The organism is Shewanella morhuae (assembly GCF_900156405.1).
GTDB classification, from domain to species: Bacteria; Pseudomonadota; Gammaproteobacteria; order Enterobacterales; family Shewanellaceae; genus Shewanella; species Shewanella morhuae.
This window is the reverse complement of the sequence record NZ_FTNN01000003.1, coordinates 31,820-56,460: the sequence shown is the minus strand read 5'-3', so window position 1 is coordinate 56,460 and position 24,641 is coordinate 31,820. Positions and strand designations below refer to the sequence as shown.

The following is a 24,641-nucleotide window of genomic DNA, read 5'->3' as shown; positions in this document are numbered from 1 at the left end:
ATGAGGTATTGATGAGGCGATTATTAGTGCTATTCGACTCATAATGTGAGGTGAATAAGTGACCCTCAATCAAAAGGTCGCTAATGTGAGTTGCCCGTCATCTAGCTCAATTAGTCGAGCTGCGTGATGTTGAATTCTGGAATAACTAGGCAATGCCTGCGGCCGAAGTACCAAATACTTATTGTCGAGTGGTTGGTAAGTAGATTGCGGAATCTGCTATCTAAATGTAATCAGCGGCAACAATCATTTTGCATTTTGTGAGTGATTACTCTGTGCGATGTTATGTCAAAATCATTAAGTGCTAGGTATCGAATGTGACTCATAGTCCGTAGACGTATTGTCTACAAGTAAAGATCATCATGAAAACTCTTCAAAGGATTATTCATGGAAGATCATTTGCTTACCTCATTCGGTACTCATCTAAAAAGTTTGCGACTTGAGAGATCTTTTTCTCAGGAGCAGCTTGCATTAAAAGCTGACATGGACAGAACCTATGTCAGCGGCATTGAACGTGGGCAACGCAATGTTAGTTTGATTAATCTTTTTAAGCTTGCCAGTGCTTTAGATATCCCGGCGAAACAACTTCTTGATTTTACCGTTGAGGGATCATTATGACTCAACGAGCATTTTATTCGGTGAGTTTTAAAGATTTTCTATCTGCAGAGCCCGATGCGATTACCGGGCAGATATCACGTTTCCATACTCAGCATTTATTGCATGCACAAACTCGTGCTTGGTGTACTGAAATTGAAGTTCTCAAACGTTCCTTGGCCGAGAGCCTTGAGCTGGAAGGGCATATTTTCATTGAGTTTATGATCCCCCGAATGGGACGACGTGCCGATGTCGTGATTATATTTAAAGGGATTGTTTTTGTTGTAGAGTTTAAAGTTGGCGCAAAAGTATTTACCGCTGCAGATATGAGGCAAACTCATGAATATGCTTTAGATTTAAAGAACTTTCATCGCGGTAGTCATGATAAATATCTAGTTCCTCTGCTTGTCGCCACCAAAGCGATGAGCCAATCGAAAAATCCAGAATTCGCCGACGATAATGTTGCTTCGACCTTGTGTATTTCACCCAGTGAATTGTTTTCAAGAATGCGCCAAATCGCTGAACGGTTGAATCAACCTACTTTTGATCCAAACTTGTGGGCTGATTCTGGCTATTTGCCGACACCAACAATTATCGAAGCGGCGCAAGCGCTATATGCGCAGCATAAAGTCGAAGATATAGCTCGTAGTGAAGCAGACACTCAAAATCTTGGACAAACGAGTCAGCAATTACTTCAGTTGATTCACGATGCTCGTATCAATAAGCGAAAAATAATTTGTTTCGTTACCGGTGTTCCGGGGGCGGGAAAAACCCTTGTAGGACTTAATATTGCGAGTATTCACGCAAACAGGGAAGAGAACGAGTATTCTGTTTTCCTCAGTGGTAATGGGCCTTTAGTGACGGTATTACAGGAAGCCTTAGCTAGGGATAGATCTTCTAGAACTGGTGATTCTATCAGCGCAACCAGAAAGGAGACTGAATCATTTATTCAAAATATCCATCGCTTTAGGGATGAATATCTGAATGGTGGTGTGCCGCCTGAAAAAGTGGCCATATTTGATGAGGCTCAACGGGCGTGGGATAAAGAGCAGGCAAGCGATTTTATGCGTCGTAAGCGAGGTATTGTCGACTTTGATAAATCAGAGCCTGAGTTTCTCATCGAAGTAATGGACCGTCGTCAAGACTGGGCATTTATTATTGCACTAGTCGGTGGTGGGCAGGAGATTAATAAAGGTGAGGCAGGTCTAGCAGGTTGGTTGGATGCACTTAAGGACAGGTTCTTAGATTGGGATGTCTATTTTTCCACCGCTTTATTGTCTGGTGAGTATGTCTCAATGGGCGTAGACCTGAATGCGGTTTCAAGGGCGAATATCTTACCTAACTTACATCTTGCCACATCCATGCGATCTTTCCGCGCTGAAAAGTTATCGAGCTTTGTTCATTACTTCATTTCTGGGCAATGCGGACTTGCAGTTAGCCTCTATAAAGAGATAGAGCATGTCTACCCAATCAAAGTCACTCGGGATATAGCTAAAGCCAAAGCTTGGGTTAATCTGCACAAACGAGCCAACGAGTCCATGGGGCTGCTTGCTTCTTCTAACGGTATTAGGCTTAAAGCTGAGGGTATTTTCGTTAAGAACAAGATAGACCCTGCTAAGTGGTTTTTAAGTGGGGCCGATGATATTCGTTCTGCCGAATTTTTAGAGGATGTTGCTACTGAATTTGATGTACAAGGGCTAGAGCTAGACTGGTGCGTTGTGGCTTGGGATGCAGATTACCGTTTCAATGCTCAAGCATTTGAGCACTGGCAGTTTGTAGGAACCAAATGGCAAAAACGAAGCCAATTTGTTCGGCAAAAATACCTTGAAAATGCTTATCGCGTATTGTTGACGCGGGCTCGTCAGGGCATGGTAATATTCGTTCCTAAAGGCGATAAATCAGATGAGACTCGAGATCCCAATTTTTATGATCATACTTATAAGTACTTGATAGATTGCGGGATTGGTGTGATTTAGTAAAAGAAATGGTCGGAATTTTTCGACCCTTTTGGTTATTTTGAAACGAAAAAACTAATAAATTCATCAAGGTCACCAAAGATCTTGATTTGTTTGTCTTGAATATTACTTGCAGCAGTTTTTATCCAATCAAAAGCTTTTTGTTTATAGCCTTTTCCACCTAGTAAAATGACTAAATTGTGCTCTGGCGCGAGGCGAAGAGACTCTAGGAGAAAAGGAGATTCTTGATCGGCAGAGCCGATTTACTCAGTCCAAGCTTTTGAATTGCCAGCGAAAAGTTACCGCATTCCACGACAGTGACAAAGATAGGTAGTGCCGAAAAGTGCTCCATAGTGTCCTTAGATTATCGCAAGCCCCTGCCATTATTGTGATGATAACTCAACAGTCAGTTTTTATTATCGTTGTTATCATCACCCTTGATGCAAGGTAAACTAATGCACTTGCTGATTGCGGGTGTCGACTGTGGAGGCTAGTTATTTTCGCGCTCATCGCTCATGTTTATCGCTTATCTTGATTACTGCTAGGCGGCTAGCCACAGCATTGCCGCAATCGCCGATGTATCATTCTCGATGCCACTGAATGGCATGGGGATGGGTCTTAGCTATTTTGTCAGAAAGAGAAACCTATGTCCTTGCCTTACCAATGGATTTTGTTTGATGCCGATGAAACCCTATTTTGTTTTGATGCTTTTGCTGGGCTTAAGCTTATGTTTCAAGGCTTTGGCGTGGATTTTACTCCAGCCGATTTTGATGAGTATCAGTTAGTTAACAAACCGCTTTGGGTCGATTATCAAGATGGCAAGATAACCGCTGCTGAGTTGCAGACCATACGTTTTGAGCCTTGGGCCGCCAAATTAGCCGTCACAGCATTAACACTCAACAGTGCTTTTTTATCGGCGATGGCCGAGATTTGTGCGCCGCTACCTGGAGTGCGTGAGTTATTAGCCGCACTGCAAGGTAAAGCCAAATTGGGTATTATCACTAACGGTTTTACTGAACTGCAAACCGTGCGATTAAAGCGCACAGGCTTACAGCATCATTTTGATATTTTGGTGATTTCAGAAAATGTCGGCATAGCAAAACCCGATGTGGGTATTTTTGAGCACGCACTTCACTTGATGGGTAACCCTGCGCGCGATACCGTGCTCATGGTCGGTGATAATCCACACTCAGATATTCAAGGCGGTATTAATGCGGGTATTCATACCTGTTGGTATAACGTTCATGACCATCAGGCGCCAGCGGGCATAGCCCCACATTATCAGGTTAGCTCACACCATACGCTGCAGAGCCTTTTACTTGGTGCATAAATGAGTATCAAAGTTAATATTCATAAAGTTGCTAAGTCAGTTAGTTAACTCTTCATGGGTCTGTCGTTATACTATCGATTTGCATCAACGCGGCTTCAAAAATCGGGTGAAATGACTTTGATATTTTCTGCTAGATTTGTTGGGTATAAGATGCGATGCCATTAGGCATTTATTATTCAGTATTGACCGTATTATTTAAGGGATAACATGTATTTTCAAGTTGTGACTTTGGCTTTATTGGCACTACTGCCAATGGTTAATCCGCCTACTACCGCCACCTTATTGCTAGGGTTGAGTAAGGGAATGTCGCGGGAACATGTGCGCCAACAGGTAAATTTAGCGGCTATTTACCTATTTTGTAGCCTGTGTATTTGCTTCTTTATTGGTTCTTCAATCTTAGAGTTATTCAGTATTTCGATTCCTGGTTTACGTTTAGCGGGCGGACTGATTATCGGTTTTATTGGTTTTAGAATGTTGTTCCCTGCACCAACAGAGGCCAATAATGTAGATATTAATCAGAGTATTGCTTTTGTTCCGCTGACGATGCCCAGTATGTGTGGACCAGGTACGATGGCATTGGTGATTAGTGGCGCAGCACAAATTGCTGCATTACCGGATGAATACAGCCGTTTTACCCTTTATAGCGGTATGGTGACGGCTTTTGCTTTAATGAGTCTTATTAGTTGGGGCGTGCTAAAACTTGCCGATCCGGTTTGTAAAGTCCTTGGCGCTACCGGCATTGATGCCATGACGCGGATCATGGGCTTTTTGCTGGTCTGTATGGGAATGCAATTTTGTATTAATGGTATAAAAGAAGTCGCACAGGATCCCGCTTTCCGTACACAGGTCATCCAACAAACAACACCTACAACGGAAAATACCCTACGCCATAACTGATAGATTCCCGGCGATTCACCGAAAATTATAGAAGTTGAAAGCGTTAAAAAAATGCCCTGATTTATCAGGGCATTTGTTCTTAAGTTATTCAAGTCACTACTTTAGTTTCGCTTTGTTAAGTATGAAGTAGCTAGTTGTGTTGATTCTGCATTTCTATTAATTTCAGCACACCCTGGCAATAACTCCCTCATTTCTTTTGTATTTTATAGTCAAACCACTATTTTTAACGCCTGTAGCGTGTGGGCGTGTTTTTAACGCCTAAAGCGTGTAAGTTTTGACTTACCTGTTTTAGCGTGTACAGTAAGTATTAAGAGCAGTTCAAAGGTAAAGCTATCATGAAGGTGACTAACGCAAAGCAACTGAGTACGTATCTAAAAGATGTGCGACTGAACGAGCATCTCTCGCAAAGTAAGGTAGCGAGTAAGGTAGGTATTCGTCAGGATACAGTTTCAAGCTTTGAGCTGAACCCTGATTCGACCAAGTTAGAAACACTGTTTAAGCTCCTCTCTGCATTAAACCTAGAGCTAGATGTAAAGGTTCGAAATACAAAGCTGATGGATGAACGTCACCATGATAATGCCATAGTGCCTGACAAAGAATGGAAGGAGGAGTGGTAATGACTGTGCTCGATATTTATATGAATGGCTACCTTGTGGGTGAGTTTACAAAATCATCCACAGGCTCTCATCAGTTTAGCTATTCACCACAGTGGTTAGCGATACCCGGTAGTCGTCCAATTTCTTTGTCCATGCTGCTACGAAAGCAAGCCTATAAGGGTGATGAAGTTTATAACTTCTTCGATAATTTACTGCCTGATAATCTTGAGGCGAGAAACAGAGTCGTTGCTCGTCATAATGCAGATTCTACCCAAGCGTTTGACCTACTGGCCAAAATTGGTCAAGACAGTGTGGGGGCACTACAGCTTGTGCCTCATGGTCAGCTACCCTTTGATATAAAAAAGATTGAGTCTAAAGCTTTATCTGATAATGCACTTGAGAAAATACTAAAAGGCTATCAGTCAAATATCCCCTTAGGCATGTTAGCCGATGATGATGAATTTAGGATTTCTATTGCTGGTGCTCAAGAGAAAACTGCGTTACTTAACCTTAATGGACAGTGGCGACTGCCTATCAAATCGACACCCACTACGCATATCATTAAGCTGCCCATAGGTGAGATAAATAGCCACTTCCACAGCATAGATATGTCTGATAGCGTTGAGAATGAATACCTGTGCATGATGATAGTCAGAGAGTTTGGCTTAGATGCACCCCAGTGCTCAATAATCAAAGTGGGTGATATTAAAGCGCTTGCAGTGGAGCGATTCGATCGCAAACTATCTTCCGATGGCAGATGGATTATGCGGCTGCCCCAAGAAGACTTTTGTCAGACATTAAATATTCCACCAGCGAAGAAGTATGAGAGTCATGGTGGCCCGGGTATTGAACAAATTATGGCTTACCTATTGGGTTCGATGAACTCAGAGCTAGATAGATATAACTTCATGAAGTCTCAAGTTTTGTTTTGGCTTTTAGCCGCAACTGATGGACACGCTAAGAACTTCTCGCTTTTCATCGAGGCCGATGGGGGATATCGACTAACACCTTTTTACGATATTTTATCTATGTACCCTGTCATTGGTGGCAAAGGCTTAAATATTAGTGATGCCAAGCTTGCTATGGGTCTCAAGGCTACTAAAGGTAAGAAATATCAAATCAGCCAAATTTTCCCACGGCACTTTATCCAAACCGCTAAAGCTGTGGGCTTTGATACTACGATTATGATGGAGATGATATGCGACATTGCTGACAAAGTAGAGGCCGTTGTTGTGAAGGTTAAAGCGCAGCTGCCAAATGATTTTCCACCACACATACAGGATTCAATATTGAATGGTTTAACTGACAGCCTTAAACGCATAGCTTAGAAACGGTAATGATTAGGTGACCAGACTGCTTTAATTTTTTACTCTAGTTTTAAATCAGCAGTACATGTCGATTAATTGCTTTTTTTAAATATGTTTGCATTACATGTTGATTGAATCGACATCAGCCACAACTTAGTTAAGCTAATTTTCTGTACTCATTTTCATCTTGAAGAGGTAAACATTGTAGCTTGGACTCCGTATTAATTTAAAATACGACATAGTCAATCATCTAGGGCTAGCTCATGGCTTCGAATAAAAGCTTTTATCTGTTTATCATTTATTACGTAAGTCTAAAACGGGTGGCTAAGCTGAATTTAAAGTGGTTACTAATTTGGTTTAGTAACCACTTTTTACGTAAAAATAGCAAACAATCACGAACCTGTAAAAACATAAAACCCAGCAAGTGCTGAGTTTTATTGGTTATTTTTAATCTATTAGAACAGGGTGAAACCTTATTCTACGTTCTGAATTTGCTCACGCATTTGCTCGATTAATACTTTAAGTTCAACGGCGGCTGAGGTGATTTCGGCGCTGATAGATTTAGAGGCGAGCGTGTTCGATTCGCGGTTAAATTCCTGCATCATAAAATCTAAACGGCGACCTTCGCTGCCGCCTTTTTTGAGGATGCGGCGGGCTTCGGTTACGTGGGCTTCTAGGCGATCCATTTCTTCGGCGACATCTTGTTTCTGTGCCAGTAGCACCATTTCTTGCTCGATACGGGCAGGATCAAGTTCACCTTTGATTTCGGCAAGGCGGTTGGTCAACTTTTCGCGTTGATACAACATCACTGTTGGCATATGCGCACGTACTACGGCGATTTGCTCGCTCACACCCTCTAAACGGCTTAATAACATGTCTTTGATGGCTTCGCCTTCACGGCCGCGGGCTTCGATAAATTGATCGATAGCTGCATCGAAAGCGGTCATCAGATCGGCGCCTATGGCATCCATATCTTGTTCACCGCTTGCTAGCACGCCCGGCCAGCGCAGGATGTCGGTAAGATTGACATCGCCTTGTCCCGCTTCTTGCTTGAGCCAATTGGCAGCGCCTAATAGCTGTTTGGCCAGCGCTTGGTTCAATTGCAGCTCGTTATTGCTGCTATCTGCCAATTCGTAGCGCAAATTAACTTCAACTTTGCCGCGACTTAAACGTTTACGTAGACGATCGCGTAGTACAGGTTCGAAACTGCGGAATTGCTCGGGTAAACGTAGATAAGTTTCGAGATAACGTTGATTGACTGAGCGAATTTCCCAGGAGGCAGTGCCCCATTGTGCTTTGTGCTCGATACGAGCGTAGGCTGTCATGCTTTGGATCATGGGTTGTCCTAATGGTTTAATCGTCATAATGAGAGCCGATTATAGAGTCAATGGCTTTAGGATTAAAGGCATACAGTAAATATACCCAAGCTACCTGAAGATACGAGTTTCAGAGCGCCTAGGGTGCTTCAATTCAAGGCGCAGCAATGACAGAATGTCGGCTACCTTTTGAATTGATGCAACACGGAAGTGAAGTGCCCTAGGCGTTCCGTCCCGGCGGCTGATGTTAACCACGGGGTAACGCACTTTATGCTGCGTTGGTTATTTTTAACTTAGTCCACTAGGTCCGCAAATAACCGCAATCGCCATGGATGGCGTGAATGCCATTTATGCAGGAGCAATAAATGGCCTTGCCTAAAGTGCGTTAAACTCCCGCTGAATTCTGCATCTTCAGGTTGTTTGGGTATAAGGACACGGATTAGGTGTTTGAGTGTGATGAGTTTGCTAGAGAATCACCCTAAGCATGGCATCCTAAGGCGCAAGCCCCTATAATATGCAGCCAAAATCGGTCAATGACTCAGAATACAGGAATCTCGCATGCGTCCAAGCAACAGAACGCCAGCACAAACTCGTCCCATCACTATTACTCGCCAGTTTACGGCCCATGCCGAAGGTTCTGTGTTAGTGGAATTTGGCGAAACAAAAGTGCTTTGTACCGCCAGTTTTACTGAAGGTGTGCCACGTTTCCTTAAAGGTCAGGGTCAAGGCTGGGTTACGGCGGAATACGGCATGTTGCCACGCTCTACCCATAGCCGTATGGATCGTGAAGCCGCTCGCGGTAAGCAATCTGGCCGTACGCAAGAAATTCAACGTCTTATCGGCCGTGCTCTGCGCGCTTGTGTGGATATGAAAGCCCTAGGCGAAAACACGATCGTGATCGATTGTGATGTGATCCAAGCTGACGGTGGTACGCGCACTGCTTCTATCACTGGCGCCTGTGTTGCTCTAGTCGATGCATTGAACTGGGCACGCGGTAAAGGCATCATTAAATCTAACCCGCTGAAATTCCTTATTGCTGCTGTCAGCGTCGGTATTTACAAGGGTGAAGCGATAAGCGATCTAGAATATATTGAAGATAGCGCCGCTGAAACTGATATGAACGTGGTGATGACTGAAACGGGCAAGATTATCGAAATTCAGGGCACCGCTGAAGGCGAGCCATTCAGCCACGAAGAATTACTCGAACTGTTGGTTCTCGCCAAGAACAGTATTCGTGAAATTGTTGATGTGCAAAAAGCCGCATTAAATTAAGTCTGTTGTTATTAAGCCCCGTCAGGGGCTTTTTATTAGCTGTAATTTTTTAGTTGTAGCAAGATATGTACGTTAAGAAAGCCCTATACCTAATAAAAAATCACCAATAAAAATATCAAGTAGAAAATCGTAAGGAGAAAGTGTGAAAGCCTATCAACGTGAGTTTATTGAATTTGCCCTAGAACGTCAGGTGTTACGATTTGGCGAATTTACGCTTAAATCGGGCCGTATCAGCCCTTATTTTTTTAATGCGGGTTTGTTCAATACCGGCCGCGATTTAGCGCGTTTAGGCCGCTTCTATGCTGCTGCGTTAGTGGATTCTGGCATTGATTACGATTTGCTGTTTGGCCCCGCTTACAAAGGTATTCCGATTGCCACTACGACAGCGGTTGCTCTGTGTGAACACCACGATATCGACATTCCATACTGTTTTAACCGTAAAGAGAAAAAAGATCATGGCGAAGGTGGCAGCTTAGTTGGTAGCGAGCTTAAAGGCCGCGTAATGCTGGTTGATGATGTGATTACTGCCGGTACTGCGATTCGTGAGTCGATGGAAATTATCGAAGCCCATAAGGCACAATTAGCGGGCGTGTTGATTGCATTAGACAGACAAGAGAAAGGCAAGGGCGAGCTATCGGCGATTCAAGAAGTTGAGCGTGATTTTGGTTGCGGTATTGTAGCTATTATTAAATTAGCCGACTTAATCAGCTATCTGTCTGAAAAACCTGGCATGGAAGTGCAACTTACCGCCGTGAGCCAGTATCGCGAGCAGTACGGCATTTAAGCTGTAATTTTTTATTCACCTTGAGCCACTTAGCGTGATGAAGTTAGGCTCAATAAAAACGCTGCCTTCTTTATAAAAGAATCGCAGCGTTTTTTATTCATGCGTTTTGATTGGTGCGGATTTAGGCAGGCTTTAAATCGTCTTAAGCTTCAATGCTCTTATTTAGACTGATGCAAAAACTCGGCACGGGTCGCAGGGTTTGATTTAAACACACCGCCAAGTGCTGTGGTGGTGGTTGAACTGGTGGAATCCATCACGCCGCGGGATTTAACGCAGTAATGCACCGCATCCATTTTAACCGCTACGTCTTTGGTTTCAAGCAAGGTTTGCAGCGCGACTAACACTTGCTGAGTCAAACGCTCTTGCACTTGTGGACGTTGGGCAAAGAAACGCACGATACGATTAATCTTTGATAAACCAATGATTTTTTTGCGTGGCAGATAAGCGATGGTCGCAGTGCCATCAATGGTCACTAAATGATGTTCGCAGGTGCTGGTGAGGCTAATGTCTTGCACGCGCACCATTTCATCGAAGCCCATTTTATTGTCGATAACCGTGATCTTAGGAAAATTCGCATAATCTAAGCCGGAGAAGATTTCGTCGACATACATTTTAGCGATACGGCGCGGTGTATCGGCAAGACTATCGTCTGAAAGGTCCAATGACATTAACGTCAGGATTTCTTTCATATGATGTTCAATTTTGTCTTTACGTTCTTCACTGCTGTAAACGCTTGGGAGCATTGGGGTTTCAAGTCCACGTTCTGATAATGCGGCTTGTACTTTTACTGCTGCTTCACTTAATGACATCTTATCCTCCACTACCTTGTAGCGGCTATAACAGAAAACCTATGCTGAACAGTATGGGGTATTTGGGCTGTCCTGCACTAGATACAAATTATTGTTATTCTCGCTAGAGCAAGAATAGGCTGATGAGAATAGCGCGAATAGCGGCTGATTCATACCGAAAAACGTTCATCGCAAACATGAAAAAGCCGATAGTCCTTATCGGATATCGGCTTTAAATCTACTGTGGCTAATCTTATTCAACGATAAACGTTGGCTAACGTCGCCGAAGTTTACAGTGTTAGATTTGTTTTTAGGAAACTCAGCATCTTTTCGTAGTATTTTGCTCTGTGTTCATCGTTATAAAAACCGTGGCCTTCATTGTCCATCAACAGTTTTTGGTACGGATATTGGTGAGCTTTTAAGGCCTTTTCGAGTGATTCTAGTTGCTCAATTGGCGCTCGCTCATCTTCGCCGCCATGAACCAGTAGCAAGTTCGCTTTGAGTTTATTGACGTTTTCAGAAGGAGACATTGCTTTGAGCACCGCTTCATCTTGCCCTAGTACTTCTTTGAGATAGCTTGTCCCTGCACGTCGACTGGCGACATCGCCTTCATTAAACATTAATTCTAAATCGTATACACCAGCTACACCTACCGCGCATTTAAACATATCCGGTGCAAGTACGGCGCTCTGTAGCGCGCTATAGCCACCAAAACTGCCTCCTACAATACAAATACGCTCTTTATCGGCAAAGCCTTGATCAATGACATATTGAGTGGCATCTATAATGTCGTATTGTATTTCAGAGCCCCACTTTTGATAGCCAGCATGCTCGAATTGTTCGCCGTATCCGCCAGAGCCACGGAAGTTAACCTGCAGAACCGCAATGCCTTGGCTTGCTAAATATTGGTTTTGTGGATCAAAGCCCCACCAGTCACGGATACCGTGTGGGCCACCGTGCGGATTGACCACTAATGGTAGGTTTTTAGCTTCTTTACCAATGGGAAGTGTTAAATAACCATGGAGTTTTTTACCATCACGACTGGTGAAGCTGATAGGTTTAACCTCGGCCATCTTTTCTGGGTCGAGCCAGTTTCTAGCGGCGGCAAGATGTTCGAGTTTGAGTTTTTTCGTATCGAATATGTAGTAATCGCCTGGGTTACGATCATTAAATGCAAGTACGATGAGCTTTTCTGCATCTCGAGTTTCGCTCACGATGCGTACTTGATGGCCGGGCAGCGCACTTAATAAATCTTTTAGCAATTTAGCGTGCGAATCTTCATTATCAACAAAAGCATAGCTAGGATAGCCATTTTCGAATTCGACAGCGTAAAGTTGCTTATTAGTGCCGTTAATCCAAAAGTTGCTGGGATCAACGATTTCATCTTGAATAATTTCAGTTTTATCACCTGTTTCGAGATTTATTTTGTAGATACCTAAGGTTGTACCTTGTGAGCGTCCTGCGGCATAAATGGTATTCTTTTTATCGGTGAATGAAAGTGGGCTAAAGTCTGTAAGGTCTAAATTTAATTTATCGGTATTTATCCATTTACCTTCTTTACGGTAGAAGACTTTGGTGGTGTTTTTACTGTCTTCACCTGCAACGAAACGAACCTCTCCATCATGATCGGTCAGAAAGCGCGCCTGGCCTATCGGTGAGCCCGTGATACGTTTGCGCGTACCATTAAATAAGTCTACGCGATAGACATCCTGCAATAACTCAACATCAAGATTTATTTTGTCGTTCCATGGGATGACGTTAACGAGCATATAACGCTCATCATCTGGTAGCGGGTCGAGGATAAAGGCACTTGCTCGCATCGGGGTATTTTTCTTGATATTTGAACCCGTTTGTTGCTCGCCACTATTGTAACCAAAGAGGTAAGCTTTACGTGAACCATCGGCATTAACCGCCAGTAGTTCACCATAATAAATGGGGGTGTCCTGCCAGCCTTTTAAGTATTCTTTTGCTAGCACTAGTCGCTCACTATTGGCCCATTCATAAGTGCCTACCTGAGCATTACTGGGGAAGTGAATCGCATTAATCAGTTTTTTTGTTTGAGCATCCAATACTAAGAGAACTTTTTTACCCTCAACATGGGTAATCGCGCTTAGGTACTTGCCCGTGGGCGAGATTTTTACATTTGAGTATTCATCACCTTTAGTGAATAACTGTGCCTGTGATAGGGCATTAGCTGTACATGTTGAGATGGGTAATATTGATAAGCAAAGCGCTGCTAAAGCAGATAATTGAAAGAGTTTCACCTGACATCCTTGTAAACTATTTGTAACTTTTGTTTTGTAAATGTATTTCTAGGATAAAACAAAAGTCATAGTGAGACAAGGAAAGTAAACTAAAAAAAAGGACGGTATTTACCGTCCTTTATGCTGAAAAATCATTAGCTTTGCAATAGTTGGTGTTGGATGAAATACCATTGTTCATCGAAGTGTGTAGTCGGTTTTAGTTTGAATTCACTGCGTACAAATTGGGCAATTCTACCTTCGGCAAAGGCTAGCAGTAAATTAGCCAATATGGCTTCATCTAGGTTAAAACCTTTACCCTCGCGGAGCATTTTTTCACGCAATATTTGCTTCAATTGAGTTTCAATTTTGGCAAATAAGCTGCTGATCCGGCTCCGTAGACGTTCATTTTCACCCAGCAATGCATCACCATTGAGAACGCGAGAAATGCCAGGGTTACGTTCGGCAAAAATCAACAATAGTTGCAATACCAACTGGCAACGTTTCATGGTGTCTTTCTCGTCATCCATGATTAAGTTGATGCGCGATAATAACGACTCTTCGATAAATTCAATCAAGCCCTCAAACATCCGCGCTTTACTGGGAAAGTGGCGGTAGAGTGCGGCTTCCGATACGCCGACTTCTGAGGCCAGTTTCGCGGTGGTGATCCTTTGTCCCGGGTGGGTTTCTAGCATCTGCGCTAGGCATTGTAATATGTGTTCACGACGATTAATTTTTGGGCTTACAGCCATTACAGTATCCTTGGCTCAATAACGACTTAGGAGATTATTTAGTGCCTGAATGGCCAAATCCGCCTTCACCACGATCTGAGCTATCGAACTCATCAACGAGTTTGAATTGTGCTTGTATTACAGGAACAAACACCAGTTGTGCCAGACGGTCACCAATTTCTAAGGCGAAGGGTCTGTCGCTGCGATTCCAGCAAGACACCATTAACGCTCCTTGATAGTCTGAGTCGATGAGTCCAACCAAATTACCAAGTACGATACCGTATTTATGACCTAGGCCTGAGCGCGGTAAAATAACTGCCGCCAGTCCCGGGTCTGCAACGTGAATGGCTATTCCTGTGGGGATCAGCACGGTTTCACCCGGAGCGATCGTCAAAGTAGTGTCTATCATGGCGCGAAGATCCATGCCTGCGCTGCCTTGCGTAGCGTAAGCGGGCAGAGGAAATTCTGAGCCAATACGGGAGTCGAGGATCTTTAATTCAATCGGTGTTTTCATGTATTTGTTTTTTCTTTCACTATTAACGAAAGTAATTGCCGTGCCAGCGTGAGCTTATCCGTTGCTGGCAAATCTTGACTCCCCTGCGGCCAGAACACACGCAGGGCATTGGCATCGGCATTAAAGCCTATACCTGCAATGGAAACATCGTTTGCGGCAATCATATTCAAGTTTTTACGTTTGAGCTTATCGCGCGCATAGGCTTCTACATCATGGGTTTCAGCGGCAAATCCTACCATAAAAGGACGGTTAGGTAAGCTTGCAACCGTGGCTAAGATATCAGGATTCCTCACTAGCGCAAGTTGCATTTCTTCTGCTGATTTTTTGATCTTACAGCTGGCTATCTCACTAATGCGATAGTCGGCAACGGCGGCGCAGCCAATAAAAATATCTTTATTATCAATGTTATTCATTACGGCATCGAGCATATTTTGTGCCGATTCAACGTCAATGCGTGTCACGCCTTCTGGCGTATTTAAATTCACTGGACCTGAGACTAACGTAACCGCTGCGCCCATATCGGAGGCCGCTTTGGCTAAGGCAAAGCCCATTTTCCCTGAACTATGATTCGAAATATATCTGACCGGATCAATGGCTTCTCGGGTTGGCCCCGCCGTTATAAGCACTGATTGTCCGGCGAGAGGCTTAAATTCAGCGCTGTCATTTTTGGCAAAAAATTGTGTCGCCAGCTCAGCAATTTCTAATGCTTCTAACATGCGCCCAGGACCGACTTCGCCACAGGCTTGACTGCCACTGGCGGGTCCCCAAAGTGTAAAACCACGGGATGCAAGGTTAGTTAAATTTGCTTGCGTTGCCACATTGCGATACATCTGTTGATTCATCGCCGGACACAGTGCAATGGGCGCCTCAGTTGCTAAGCAAGTGGTAGTGATTAACTCATCGGCCATGCCGGCATTAATCCGCGCCAATAGGTTTGCGGTCGCAGGCGCGATAATAACCAGATCTGCCCAGCGAGCGAGTTCTATATGGCCCATTGCCGCTTCTGCAGCAGGGTCGAGTAAGCTCGATGCGACGGGATAACCCGATAACGCTTGCAGTGTGAGCGGGGTGATAAACTCCATCGCACTTTGGCTCATCACTACGCGCACATCAAAGCCACGCTCCTTCAAGCGCCTGACTAAGTCAGCACTTTTATAGGCTGCAATGCCGCCGCCAATGCCCAGCAGGACGTTTTTATTTGTCAAACTCACAGACATCACCTGAGATAGAAATAATGTCGCAACGATAGCACAAAGTGGTGAATTTTAGTGACCCTCCCGGTTCAAAAAATCTCGTCCATACTTTGTAAAGTAAAATTATGTGAGGTGACACGGAGGTCGTATGGGTATTAAAGATTGGCCAGAGGGCGAAGGGCCTAGAGATAAGCTATTACAAAAGGGGGCGGCCCAGCTGTCGGATGCTGAGTTATTAGCGGTATTACTGCGTAACGGTTTGGCGGGATTAAATGCAGTTGACCTTGCGAGGTCGCTTATTCGCGAGTTTGGAGGCCTCAGAAATTTGCTTTGTGCTTCTCGAAATCAGGTATGTCGACTTCCGGGCGTAGGACCTGTAAAATACGCTCAGCTTCAAGCTGCGGCCGAATTAGCGCGGCGTGTAGCGCAAGAAAACTTGCAAAGAGGTCAAATTTTGACAAATCCCGATTTAACTCGGGACTATTTAATGAGACAATTGGCTGATCGCCCCTATGAAGTGTTTGCAGTTTTACTGCTAGATAGCCAGCATAGAGTGATTCAGTTTGTCGAATTATTTCGCGGTACAATAGACTCAGCCTCAGTGTACCCACGTGAAGTGGTGAGCTTAGTGTTGGAGAAAAAGGCCGCAGCAGTTATCGTTTGTCATAATCATCCGTCTGGTATTGCCGAGCCCAGTCAGGCTGACCGACGAATAACTGAACGATTAAAAAATGCGTTAGCAACCATAGACGTATCCTTATTGGACCATATGGTTGTAGGTGATCAAGAGATAGTTTCTTTTGCAGAACGAGGCTGGATTAATTAATCTAACACTTGATCTTCACTCTGTGATCGTGTATAAAATGCGCCCTCTTTGTGCCTCGGGCGACGGCCATACGAGGCACATTAATGCTCGAGCGTTAAAATTGTTTTTGGAGAAGATTGACATGTCAAGAGTATGCCAAGTTACTGGCAAGAAGCCTATGGTTGGTAACAACCGTTCGCATGCAAAAAACGCGACCCGTCGTCGTTTTTTACCTAACCTACAAAACCACCGTTTTTGGTTAGAAGAAGAAAAGCGTTTCGTACAGTTACGTATATCTACTAAAGGTATCCGTCTGATCGACAAGAAAGGTATCGAAGTTGTTGTTGCTGAACTTCGTGCCCGTGGCGAGAAGGTATAATAGATCATGGCTAAAGCTAAAGGTAATCGTGAGAAGATCAAATTAGTTTCTACAGCTAAGACTGGTCACTTCTACACAACTGAAAAAAACAAGCGTAACATGCCTGAGAAAATGGAAATCAAGAAATTTGATCCTGTTATTCGCCAGCACGTTATCTACAAAGAAGCCAAAATCAAGTAATTCTTGGTGAGTGTTTCGAGAAAAGCCCCTTATTTAAGGGGCTTTTTTTTGCATTTTTTTCGCGACGAATCATCAATTTGAAGGCATTGCATTACATACCTAAGTCGCATGAATCATACCTGGTAAAGTCAAAACGTTAAGCGAAATGTAAAAAGTGCTGTTTTAAGCATTTAAAATCATTAAAACTGTTATTTGGTGAGAATAAATTCTTTATATGTGAATTAAAATGCAATACCATACGCAAAAGTTAGCGATTCATTCCTGGTATGTCGCCGTGACATTGCCAGCTCAAAATGAGGTGTATATAACGCGTGCGTACCACTGAACTGGTTGATGGATTTCGTCACTCTGCCCCCTATGTCAATGCTCACAGAGGTAAAACCTTTGTGGTGATGCTTGGCGGTGAAGCTTTGGCTCAAAATCAATTTCGCGCCATCTTAAATGATGTCGCTTTGCTGCACAGTTTAGGGATAAAAGTGGTTTTGGTTTATGGCGCTAGGCCGCAAATTGATGCTGCATTAGCGAACAACGACATTGAGCCTATCTACCATGAAGGCGTACGTATCACCGATGAAGAGTCGCTCAAAGTGATCAAACAAGTTGCGGGTGCACTGCAATTTGATATCACAGCGCGTTTATCCATGAGTTTAAGCAACACACCGATGCAAGGGGCACAAATTAACTTAGTTAGTGGCAATTTTGTCATTGCTCAGCCGCTTGGTGTGGATAACGGTATCGATTTTTGTTTAAGCGGTAGAGTGCGTCGTATCGATGTGCAAGGCTTAAAACGCCAGTTAGACAATCACTGTATTGTGTTGATGGGGCCGATTGCGGCTTCTGTTACTGGCGAGAGTTTTAATTTAACGGCTGAGGAAATTGCTACTCAGGTGGCGATCAAACTCAAAGCTGACAAGATGATCGGTTTTAGCTCGCAAAACGGTATTCTTGATCGTAACGGCGATGTGATTGCAGAATTGATGCCTAATGATGCGCAAAACATTATGGATAAGCTGAGTGAGCAAGGGTCTGCTTGCGTTGGCACTATGGCTTTCTTGAAAGCAAGTATTGATGCTTGCCGTAATGGCGTGCCACGTTGTCACTTAGTCAGCTATCTCGAAGACGGTGCTTTACTGCAAGAGTTGTTCTCGCGTGAAGGTATTGGTACGCAAATCGTAACTGAGAGCGCTGAGCGCCTGCGTAGTGCGTCTATCGCCGATATTGGCGGCGTACTGAACCTGATTCGTCCATTGGAGGAGCAAGGCATTCTGGTGCGTCGTAGCCGTGAGCAGCTCGAGATTGAAATCGAACAATTTATGCTGATTGAACGCGATGGTTTAGTGATTGGTTGCGCCGCGCTCTATCCTTTTGAAGAGGACAATGCGGGCGAGTTTGCTTGCCTAGTCGTGCATCCTGATTATCGTGATGCTGATAGGGGTAGCTTGCTGTTGAAAAACATCATCAATAAGGCGCGAAATCGGGGTTATTCACGTTTATTCGCGCTAACAACCCGTAGCATTCACTGGTTTTTAGAGCATGGCTTTATGATTGAAGATGTTGAAGCGCTACCACAAAAGAAAAAGCAGCTGTATAACTATCAACGTCGTTCAAAAATCCTCGCACTCGATCTGTAGATTATTTTAAATCATCCCTATTAATGCCGGCCTAGTACTCATATTTAGCGCTGGCATTTTTGTTGATATAATCGGTGTTTATTGGCAAATTAAGGTTTAACCGCACAGGAGATGCTGCCGATGAGCCCCCAAGTATTCGAACTCGCCCCGTTAACCCAAACCTCTATGTTAAGTTTTCTTGTTTTGCTATTAGGCTTAGCCGGTATTTTACTGATGCTATGGTTAAAAAAGATGCCGAATATCGCTAAATCTGCCAGTTTAGGGATACTACTTGTGATGATGGGCGGCTTTTCTTGGGTATTCTATCAATCTAGTCATGCGGAGTTAGTGTTAACTGACACTGGGCTCACATTGGATGTCCCCTTCTACAAAGTGCAGCTATCGCGCGCGGATTTATTAGTTACCGAGGCGCGCATAGTCGATTTACAACAAGAGGTAGGTTTAACGCCGAGCTTTAAGGCGAACGGCATAGGTATGCCAGGGTTTCAATTGGGTTGGTTTAATCTACAGGGGAAAGGGAGATCATTTTTAGCGATAACAGATAAATCACAGTTAGTGCTAATCCCTACAACCAAAGGATATGATCTATTGCTGACGGTACCTCGAGGTGCAGAGTTAATTGCACAGCTACAAAAGTGAATCTTTGGCCGCTGTGCAAAGGGTAAATCCTTACGTTTTTTTGCGCTTGTAGGCCATATCTAAGGTGAAAATAAGTAATGCCGCCCAGATAAAAGCGAAAGTGACGCCTTTTTCTGCATCGAAGGGCTCATTAAACAGGCTTACAGCTAAGATAAACATAATGCTTGGGCCAATATATTGGAAAAAACCTAGCGTAGATAAAGGAATACGAACAGCAGCACCCGCAAAACACAGTAGTGGAATGGAGGTAACAATACCCGCAGCCATTAATAAAAGGTTCAATTGCCAATCGTTGGTTAGCATACTGGCTGTAGCGGTATCTGATGTAGCAACAAGATAAATCAGCGCAACGGGTAACAGTACCGCTGTCTCAACTAATAAACCTGCCTTAGCATCGACATTGACCTTTTTACGTAGCAGCGCATAGAAACCGAAGGTGCCCGCCAGTGCCAAAGAGACAATTGGAATTGAGCCGAAAGAGATTAATTGGAGTAACACGCCCGTACTGGCAAGAGTGACGGCAAACCATTGTAATTTACGCAGTCTTTCACCTAAAAACAACATACCAAGCAAGACGTTAAGTAAAGGGTTAATAAAATAACCTAAGCTGGCATCGAGCATATGGTCATTATTCACTGCCCAAATAAACAGTAGCCAGTTTCCAGCAATCACGATCGAGGTGATAGTGAGCACCATTAGTTGCTTAGGCTGTTTAAGCAGTAAACGTAAACGAGAAAATCCGCCAATAAACAGCATGATGATCAACATAAACACAAATGACCAAATTACACGGTGAATTAAGATTTCGGTAGCGGATACATGGTTGAGTAATTTGAAATATAAAGGCGCAAACCCCCACATACAGTAAGCACTGACAGCGAGCAGGATCCCTTTGCGGTATTCACGATCTGACATGAGACATCTTCGAAGGACAATAAGATGGCGATTGTAGGTGTGTCTGCTAGCTGACTCAAGATATTAACCGCGCTATTTTCGTTACAGAATATCTCAATAAACCGTTAAACAGAGAATAAATGTTAGTAAAACAGCTTGTTAATCAAGCTGTGTACTTTGCTGATTTTAACGTAGTAGGTGACAGTTAAGCCGTTAGCCGACCATATAGGTGCCGGTTCCAAAAGCAATGTGAGTACCTTGCTCGTTATGTAGCTCCATGCGGCACACCGATACCCGATTACCCGCACGGATCACGCTACCTGTGCCCGTAAAAGTGACTCCGCGGCCGGGACGTAGGTAATCGACCCGCATATCAATAGTCCCTAAGGTTTGAAGACGTTGCTGTAATTCTTCAATGCTCCAATCTTCACCGCTAGCGACAAGGCCGGCAAAAGCTGTTAGGCCACCAACAACATCCAAAATAGTCGCGGTCACGCCACCATGGAGAATTTGTTGGTGAATGTTACCAATTAATTCGGGTTTCATATTGACCACAACTTCGACACCATTAATGTCATAGCGTTTAATCTCTAGTCCCAGTAAATTATGAAAAGGCACATGTTTATCAAATACGTCAGCCACTCTTTTTAATATTTCGGCTTGAATAGGGGTTGTCATTAGGATTGTCCTTGTCACGAAGTGACTGTGAGAGGCTTTATTGGATTTATTATCAACGCTAATTTTATAAAATATTGCTTAGAGCAATTAATCTACAGTGAAGCAAGCGGCGAATGCAACCCTAGCCATGCAAGATAGGCTAGTCAGATAGATGATGTTGCATTGGCGCAAGACAGAAACGGTTCACTGCTTTAGAATAGGCGCCCTCACTTTTGACATAGAAGATCCATGCAAACGCCTGCACTCGAAATACACGATGATCCCCTTTCACAACGCCTTGCACAGGTGTTTGGTTACCGCAACTTTCGGGACGGTCAACGTGAGGTTATTGAGCGTGTTTGTGGTGGTCAAGACTGTTTAGTTATTATGCCTACGGGCGGCGGTAAGAGTTTATGTTACCAATTGCCTGCACTGCTGATGGATGGCATTACTATCGTCGTTTCACCCTTGATTTCGTTGATGAAAGATCAAGTTGATAGTTTGTTGCAAACCGGCGTTGCAGCCGCCTACCTTAACTCTTCTTTGCCACGAGAGCGCAGCGCCGAAGTACTAAAACAGTTACGCCATGGCGAACTAAAACTGCTGTATGTGTCACCTGAGCGTTTGTTAAGCAGCGATTTTATTGAACGAATGCAGTCGCTACCGTTAGCCATGTTCGCGATTGATGAGGCCCATTGCATTAGTCAGTGGGGGCATGATTTTCGCCCTGAATATGCCGCGCTCGGGCAATTGAAACAACTCTTTCCCTATGTGCCCATGATGGCGCTGACTGCAACGGCAGATCAGGCGACCCGCCAGAGTATTTGCGAGCGGCTCGGTATCGATCCTTTCCGTTTACTCTCCAGTTTTGACAGGCCCAATATTCGCTATACCGTCGCCGAAAAACTCAATGCGGCTAATCAATTACGGCATTTTCTCACTCAGCAAAATGGCACTAACGGTATTATTTATTGTAGTAGCCGTCGACGAGTCGATGAGGTAGCCGATCGCTTATGTCTGCAAGGCTTTAATGCTAAGGCCTATCATGCGGGTATGACGCAAGAAGATCGCGGCGCCGTACAAGATAGTTTTCTGAAAGATCAAATTGATATCGTCGTGGCGACGGTGGCTTTTGGTATGGGGATTAACAAATCGAACGTACGTTTTGTGGTGCATTACGATATCCCTAAAAGCATCGAAGCCTATTATCAGGAAACGGGTCGTGCTGGCCGTGATGGGCTAGACGCGGAAGCATTTATGCTATTTGATCCTGCTGATATTGGCCGTGTGCGGCATTTAATTGAGCAAGCAGAGCCAGGACCACAGCAACAAGTAGAATTCCATAAACTCAATACCATGGCCGCCTTTGCCGAGGCGCAAACTTGTCGTCGCCAAGTGTTGTTGCATTATTTTGACGAGAGTGCGCTTGAACCCTGTGGTAACTGCGATATTTGCCTTGACCCACCTAAACGTTATAACGGCACTGAAGATGCGCAAAAGGTGCTGTCGTGTATTTTTCGTTTAGGGCAGCGTTTTGGTATTAATCATTTAATTGAGGTATTGCGGGGCTCGAAAAGCGCGCCAATAGTCGATCGCGGCCACGATAAACTTACGACTTGGGGGATTGGTAAAGATAAGAGCCATGAATATTGGCTGAGTGTTATCCGTCAATTGATCCATTTAGGATTAGCGAGTCAGGATGTGACGCGTGGATCTTCTATTACGTTAAATCCTTCAGCAAGACCAATATTAAAAGGTGAGGTGGTGCTAATGCTGGCCGAGCCGCGGATTCAGCTAACGACAACCAAACGTAAGGTGAGTCAATCCAAAACTCCGCTCAATTACGACCGTAAGTTATTTGCACGACTAAAATTATTACGTAGAACCATTGCCGAGCAGCAGGATGTACCACCGTATTTAGTGTTTAACGATGCTACGCTGGCTGAAATGGCCGCGATGATGCCGACTAGTGCGGGTGAAATGCTCGCTGTAAATGGCGTTGGTGAGCGTAAATTGAGTCGTTTTGGTAACGATTTTCTTGATGAAATAGCTGCTTACTTAGCAGGAGAATAATGGGATTAATTATTCTCACCACTCTTAATTTTACTCAGTTGATTGATGCTAGCCCGCTTTATTAGTGACTCTAACGTATCAAATTGTTGCATAGCAGCGACACCAATGTTGATCTTGCTCGAGCCTTGCCAAGGTTGAATGCACGCCACTAATTGAGTAATCACTTTTTGGGCCCCCTCAGTCGAGGTATGCGGTAAAACAATGACAATTTCATCCATCGAATAGCGGATTAATTTGTCTTGTTCTCGCAGTCGATGTTGTAACTCATCTTGCAATGAGGGTAAATCGACTTGACGGATTTGACTGGCATTAAAGATCAATAAAGATAGCGGGTAATTACCTTGTTTAGCATTATTTAATACCGATAGTATCTGCTGAACCAGTGTCTCAATGGGCTCATCACCGTCAGCATGGGATGCGCGATTATTCTGCTTATCAATCAAATACCAAATCATCCCACCGAGTAAGAGTATGGCTATTAAAAATAGTGTGCTATAGAGCCAATCAACATTTAATTCTTGTAAAATAGAGGTTGATTCTGGCGTATTATCATTGCTAGTCGGCCCCATATCTTGTTGATTTAGGCGTGCTTTAAATTGCAATATTCGCGCATTATTCATCTCTTGATTCGCGAGTTCTGTTGCTCGATAGCGTTTAAGCAAGAAGGCATAAGCTTGTTTAAAATCATCTTGCTCTAAGTAATAATCGCTGATGATCCCATAAAATCCTTTGAGATCTGAGTATTGATTAAGGCTTTCCCCTTGTTCAATGGCTTGATGCATGAGAACTAATGCTTCAGCATCTTGGTGTTGGGCAAAACGTATTTGAGCTAGTAGACGGTTGGAGCGCATTATCGCTACTTTTTGATTTTGTTTTTTAAATGTATTGATTGCTATCGCAATATACTCTTCGGCAGTATCAATACGGCCTTTATCGAGTGCGATTGAGGCCAAAATGGCATAGCTGTAAGCAAGCTCTAACGGCGAACCTAGTTCAGGTAGCAGTATTTTTGCTTGCATTTCGAGTTGGTCGCTGTAATCGAATTCTTGATTGTCGAGCGCTATTCTGGCCGCATTTCGTAAAATGATATGTAAAACTTTCCCTTTAGCATCTGAGCTCTGTATCCCTAGATTGGTGTAATACATCGCTTGGGGGAAATCATGGGTCGCATAGAGTAAATTACCCATAGCGGCATAGATGTAAGCCTGTGGTGGCCAAACCCAATTTTGGGTTTGAGTATGAATATCGGGGTAAATATCGATAGCTAAACGTAAATCTTCGATGGCAGAAGAAAAATTATCGGTATCGGTGTCGAGTTGGCCACGCAAGCGTAAGGCATCGACCAAGGCTTGGGGTTGCTGATAGCGCCTAGCTAAAGTAATCGCTGAGTCGAGTAAGGGTAGGGCATTTTGAACATTGTTGTTATTAAGATTGGCATCGGCTTGGCAAATTAAAAAGTAAGGGCGTGCTTGGTCTAGCTTAAGTTGCTTAGCGCGCGCGTCACCCAGTTGGGCGACGTTGATTGCCGCTTCATTTTCTCCGAGTTGTAGCAGGTTTTGGCACTTCAACACGCTCAATCTGAGTTGGTTGATATCAGAGTTTATATGGCTAGCTGCGAATGTTTTTTCTAAGAGAGCAAGTTGAGAAAATGCTTTGCTGGGATATTGGTAAACGAGCTCTGTCAGTTCATCTAACTGGTCTATAGCACTGGCCCCAAAGGGAAACAGCCATAAAAATAGGCTCAGCACCATGACGCGAAAATCCATTTTGTACTCCATAAAATACGTAAGTTCTACTATCCGTAATCACTGAAACGGGATTATAACTTTTCTTCAATATTGTTTGCATAAAAAACTATTTATCCGAAGA

General features: G+C 43.8%; 24 protein-coding genes and 1 pseudogene. 14 read left to right on the top strand and 11 right to left on the bottom strand.

The genetic code is table 11. From position 1 onward, the window contains the following. Positions 1-384: 384 nt before the first annotated feature. On the top strand, positions 385-615 hold the full coding sequence (locus tag BW947_RS04480) for a helix-turn-helix domain-containing protein (protein WP_076497128.1): 231 nt from the start codon (positions 385-387) through the stop codon (positions 613-615). Continuing rightward, the gene (locus tag BW947_RS04475; RefSeq protein ID WP_076497127.1) at positions 612-2,567 is read left to right on the top strand and encodes a DUF2075 domain-containing protein; all 1,956 of its coding nucleotides are present in this window, start codon (positions 612-614) and stop codon (positions 2,565-2,567) included. Before BW947_RS04480 ends, BW947_RS04475 begins: the two co-directional genes overlap by 4 nt. Before the next feature lie 35 nt (positions 2,568-2,602). Here the strand turns inward: BW947_RS04475 and BW947_RS19025 are convergent, their stop codons facing one another. Together BW947_RS19025 and BW947_RS18855 are read right to left on the bottom strand one after the other, a co-directional pair. Continuing rightward, on the bottom strand, positions 2,603-2,809 hold the full coding sequence (locus BW947_RS19025) for a PD-(D/E)XK nuclease superfamily protein (protein ID WP_341865387.1): 207 nt from the start codon (positions 2,807-2,809) through the stop codon (positions 2,603-2,605). Continuing rightward, positions 2,800-2,898 (bottom strand): annotated as a pseudogene (locus BW947_RS18855) (helix-turn-helix domain-containing protein); the annotation flags it as partial. The gene BW947_RS19025 and the pseudogene BW947_RS18855, both read right to left, overlap by 10 nt. A gap of 294 nt (positions 2,899-3,192) precedes the next feature. Here BW947_RS18855 and yjjG point away from each other — a divergent pair. The 4 genes from yjjG (at position 3,193) to BW947_RS04450 (ending at position 6,697) form a co-directional block, all read left to right on the top strand. After that, a complete protein-coding gene (gene yjjG / locus BW947_RS04465) occupies positions 3,193-3,876 on the top strand; it encodes a pyrimidine 5'-nucleotidase (protein ID WP_076497126.1) in 684 nt (227 codons plus the stop codon). Positions 3,877-4,083: 207 nt separating this feature from the next. Next, positions 4,084-4,773, top strand: coding sequence for a MarC family NAAT transporter (locus BW947_RS04460; protein WP_076497125.1), 690 nt, complete (start codon positions 4,084-4,086; stop codon positions 4,771-4,773). Between the two features lie 335 nt (positions 4,774-5,108). Then, entirely contained in the window at positions 5,109-5,390 is a 282-nt protein-coding gene (locus BW947_RS04455) for a helix-turn-helix domain-containing protein (RefSeq protein ID WP_076497124.1), read from the top strand. After that, positions 5,390-6,697: a type II toxin-antitoxin system HipA family toxin gene (locus BW947_RS04450; RefSeq protein WP_076497123.1), complete on the top strand. Its 1,308-nt coding sequence runs from the start codon at positions 5,390-5,392 to the stop codon at positions 6,695-6,697. Before BW947_RS04455 ends, BW947_RS04450 begins: the two co-directional genes overlap by 1 nt. Before the next feature lie 452 nt (positions 6,698-7,149). On the opposite strand, the gene BW947_RS04445 is transcribed toward BW947_RS04450, so the two are convergent. Next, positions 7,150-8,013 (bottom strand): YicC/YloC family endoribonuclease, encoded by an 864-nt coding sequence (locus BW947_RS04445; protein ID WP_076497487.1) that lies wholly within the window; start codon positions 8,011-8,013, stop codon positions 7,150-7,152. A 537-nt stretch (positions 8,014-8,550) separates the two neighbouring features. Here BW947_RS04445 and rph point away from each other — a divergent pair. Then, positions 8,551-9,264 (top strand): ribonuclease PH, encoded by a 714-nt coding sequence (rph, locus tag BW947_RS04435; RefSeq protein WP_076497122.1) that lies wholly within the window; start codon positions 8,551-8,553, stop codon positions 9,262-9,264. A 142-nt stretch (positions 9,265-9,406) separates the two neighbouring features. Further along, positions 9,407-10,048 carry an orotate phosphoribosyltransferase gene (pyrE, locus tag BW947_RS04430; RefSeq protein WP_076497121.1) on the top strand — a complete coding sequence of 214 codons (642 nt, stop codon included), beginning with the start codon at positions 9,407-9,409 and terminating at the stop codon, positions 10,046-10,048. A gap of 158 nt (positions 10,049-10,206) precedes the next feature. On the opposite strand, the gene folE is transcribed toward pyrE, so the two are convergent. The 5 genes from folE to coaBC all read right to left on the bottom strand — a co-directional run bounded on the left by folE (position 10,207) and on the right by coaBC (position 15,541). Then, a complete protein-coding gene (gene folE, locus BW947_RS04425) occupies positions 10,207-10,857 on the bottom strand; it encodes a GTP cyclohydrolase I FolE (protein ID WP_076497120.1) in 651 nt (216 codons plus the stop codon). Between the two features lie 269 nt (positions 10,858-11,126). Then, the gene (locus BW947_RS04420; protein WP_076497119.1) at positions 11,127-13,100 is read right to left on the bottom strand and encodes an alpha/beta hydrolase family protein; all 1,974 of its coding nucleotides are present in this window, start codon (positions 13,098-13,100) and stop codon (positions 11,127-11,129) included. Between the two features lie 134 nt (positions 13,101-13,234). After that, positions 13,235-13,828: a nucleoid occlusion factor SlmA gene (slmA, locus tag BW947_RS04415; RefSeq protein ID WP_076497118.1), complete on the bottom strand. Its 594-nt coding sequence runs from the start codon at positions 13,826-13,828 to the stop codon at positions 13,235-13,237. A gap of 34 nt (positions 13,829-13,862) precedes the next feature. Further along, complete coding sequence (gene dut, locus BW947_RS04410) at positions 13,863-14,321, bottom strand: dUTP diphosphatase (protein ID WP_076497117.1); 459 nt, start codon at positions 14,319-14,321, stop codon at positions 13,863-13,865. Beyond that, the gene (coaBC, locus tag BW947_RS04405) at positions 14,318-15,541 is read right to left on the bottom strand and encodes a bifunctional phosphopantothenoylcysteine decarboxylase/phosphopantothenate--cysteine ligase CoaBC (protein ID WP_076497116.1); all 1,224 of its coding nucleotides are present in this window, start codon (positions 15,539-15,541) and stop codon (positions 14,318-14,320) included. Before coaBC ends, dut begins: the two co-directional genes overlap by 4 nt. Positions 15,542-15,662: 121 nt before the next feature. Here coaBC and radC point away from each other — a divergent pair, with 121 nt between their 5' ends. The 5 genes from radC to BW947_RS04380 all read left to right on the top strand — a co-directional run bounded on the left by radC (position 15,663) and on the right by BW947_RS04380 (position 19,148). Continuing rightward, positions 15,663-16,340, top strand: coding sequence for a RadC family protein (radC, locus tag BW947_RS04400; RefSeq protein ID WP_076497115.1), 678 nt, complete (start codon positions 15,663-15,665; stop codon positions 16,338-16,340). A 121-nt stretch (positions 16,341-16,461) separates the two neighbouring features. Further along, positions 16,462-16,698 carry a 50S ribosomal protein L28 gene (rpmB, locus tag BW947_RS04395; protein ID WP_076497114.1) on the top strand — a complete coding sequence of 79 codons (237 nt, stop codon included), beginning with the start codon at positions 16,462-16,464 and terminating at the stop codon, positions 16,696-16,698. A 6-nt stretch (positions 16,699-16,704) separates the two neighbouring features. Next, positions 16,705-16,878 carry a 50S ribosomal protein L33 gene (gene rpmG / locus BW947_RS04390; protein ID WP_006079871.1) on the top strand — a complete coding sequence of 58 codons (174 nt, stop codon included), beginning with the start codon at positions 16,705-16,707 and terminating at the stop codon, positions 16,876-16,878. Positions 16,879-17,189: 311 nt separating this feature from the next. Next, entirely contained in the window at positions 17,190-18,509 is a 1,320-nt protein-coding gene (gene argA, locus BW947_RS04385) for an amino-acid N-acetyltransferase (protein WP_076497113.1), read from the top strand. 120 nt (positions 18,510-18,629) lie between these two features. Next, positions 18,630-19,148 carry a PH domain-containing protein gene (locus BW947_RS04380; RefSeq protein ID WP_076497112.1) on the top strand — a complete coding sequence of 173 codons (519 nt, stop codon included), beginning with the start codon at positions 18,630-18,632 and terminating at the stop codon, positions 19,146-19,148. 30 nt (positions 19,149-19,178) lie between these two features. Here BW947_RS04380 and rarD read toward each other — a convergent pair whose 3' ends face one another. Both rarD and BW947_RS04370 read right to left on the bottom strand, forming a co-directional pair. Beyond that, positions 19,179-20,063, bottom strand: a complete 885-nt coding sequence (gene rarD, locus BW947_RS04375; protein WP_076497111.1) for an EamA family transporter RarD — start codon at positions 20,061-20,063, stop codon at positions 19,179-19,181. 192 nt (positions 20,064-20,255) lie between these two features. Further along, a complete protein-coding gene (locus BW947_RS04370) occupies positions 20,256-20,720 on the bottom strand; it encodes a thioesterase family protein (RefSeq protein WP_076497110.1) in 465 nt (154 codons plus the stop codon). Between the two features lie 228 nt (positions 20,721-20,948). Here BW947_RS04370 and recQ point away from each other — a divergent pair, with 228 nt between their 5' ends. Then, a complete protein-coding gene (gene recQ / locus BW947_RS04365; protein ID WP_076497109.1) occupies positions 20,949-22,772 on the top strand; it encodes a DNA helicase RecQ in 1,824 nt (607 codons plus the stop codon). 5 nt (positions 22,773-22,777) lie between these two features. Here recQ and BW947_RS04360 read toward each other — a convergent pair whose 3' ends face one another. Next, positions 22,778-24,538 (bottom strand): tetratricopeptide repeat-containing diguanylate cyclase, encoded by a 1,761-nt coding sequence (locus BW947_RS04360; RefSeq protein ID WP_076497108.1) that lies wholly within the window; start codon positions 24,536-24,538, stop codon positions 22,778-22,780. Positions 24,539-24,641 lie beyond the last annotated feature (103 nt).

What these genes read in the sequence shown, in the direction of transcription:
- BW947_RS04445 (WP_076497487.1), bottom strand. Translation starts at nt 8,013, where the DNA reads ATGATCCAAAGCATGACAGCCTACGCTCGTATCGAGCACAAAGCACAA.
- recQ (WP_076497109.1), top strand. Translation starts at nt 20,949, where the DNA reads ATGCAAACGCCTGCACTCGAAATACACGATGATCCCCTTTCACAACGC.
- BW947_RS04380 (WP_076497112.1), top strand. Translation starts at nt 18,630, where the DNA reads ATGAGCCCCCAAGTATTCGAACTCGCCCCGTTAACCCAAACCTCTATG.
- folE (WP_076497120.1), bottom strand. Translation starts at nt 10,857, where the DNA reads ATGTCATTAAGTGAAGCAGCAGTAAAAGTACAAGCCGCATTATCAGAA.
- rpmB (WP_076497114.1), top strand. Translation starts at nt 16,462, where the DNA reads ATGTCAAGAGTATGCCAAGTTACTGGCAAGAAGCCTATGGTTGGTAAC.
- rph (WP_076497122.1), top strand. Translation starts at nt 8,551, where the DNA reads ATGCGTCCAAGCAACAGAACGCCAGCACAAACTCGTCCCATCACTATT.
- dut (WP_076497117.1), bottom strand. Translation starts at nt 14,321, where the DNA reads ATGAAAACACCGATTGAATTAAAGATCCTCGACTCCCGTATTGGCTCA.
- BW947_RS04480 (WP_076497128.1), top strand. Translation starts at nt 385, where the DNA reads ATGGAAGATCATTTGCTTACCTCATTCGGTACTCATCTAAAAAGTTTG.
- yjjG (WP_076497126.1), top strand. Translation starts at nt 3,193, where the DNA reads ATGTCCTTGCCTTACCAATGGATTTTGTTTGATGCCGATGAAACCCTA.
- BW947_RS04360 (WP_076497108.1), bottom strand. Translation starts at nt 24,538, where the DNA reads ATGGATTTTCGCGTCATGGTGCTGAGCCTATTTTTATGGCTGTTTCCC.
- BW947_RS04460 (WP_076497125.1), top strand. Translation starts at nt 4,084, where the DNA reads ATGTATTTTCAAGTTGTGACTTTGGCTTTATTGGCACTACTGCCAATG.
- BW947_RS04475 (WP_076497127.1), top strand. Translation starts at nt 612, where the DNA reads ATGACTCAACGAGCATTTTATTCGGTGAGTTTTAAAGATTTTCTATCT.
- slmA (WP_076497118.1), bottom strand. Translation starts at nt 13,828, where the DNA reads ATGGCTGTAAGCCCAAAAATTAATCGTCGTGAACACATATTACAATGC.
- radC (WP_076497115.1), top strand. Translation starts at nt 15,663, where the DNA reads ATGGGTATTAAAGATTGGCCAGAGGGCGAAGGGCCTAGAGATAAGCTA.
- BW947_RS04455 (WP_076497124.1), top strand. Translation starts at nt 5,109, where the DNA reads ATGAAGGTGACTAACGCAAAGCAACTGAGTACGTATCTAAAAGATGTG.
- rarD (WP_076497111.1), bottom strand. Translation starts at nt 20,063, where the DNA reads ATGTCAGATCGTGAATACCGCAAAGGGATCCTGCTCGCTGTCAGTGCT.
- BW947_RS04450 (WP_076497123.1), top strand. Translation starts at nt 5,390, where the DNA reads ATGACTGTGCTCGATATTTATATGAATGGCTACCTTGTGGGTGAGTTT.
- rpmG (WP_006079871.1), top strand. Translation starts at nt 16,705, where the DNA reads ATGGCTAAAGCTAAAGGTAATCGTGAGAAGATCAAATTAGTTTCTACA.
- BW947_RS04370 (WP_076497110.1), bottom strand. Translation starts at nt 20,720, where the DNA reads ATGACAACCCCTATTCAAGCCGAAATATTAAAAAGAGTGGCTGACGTA.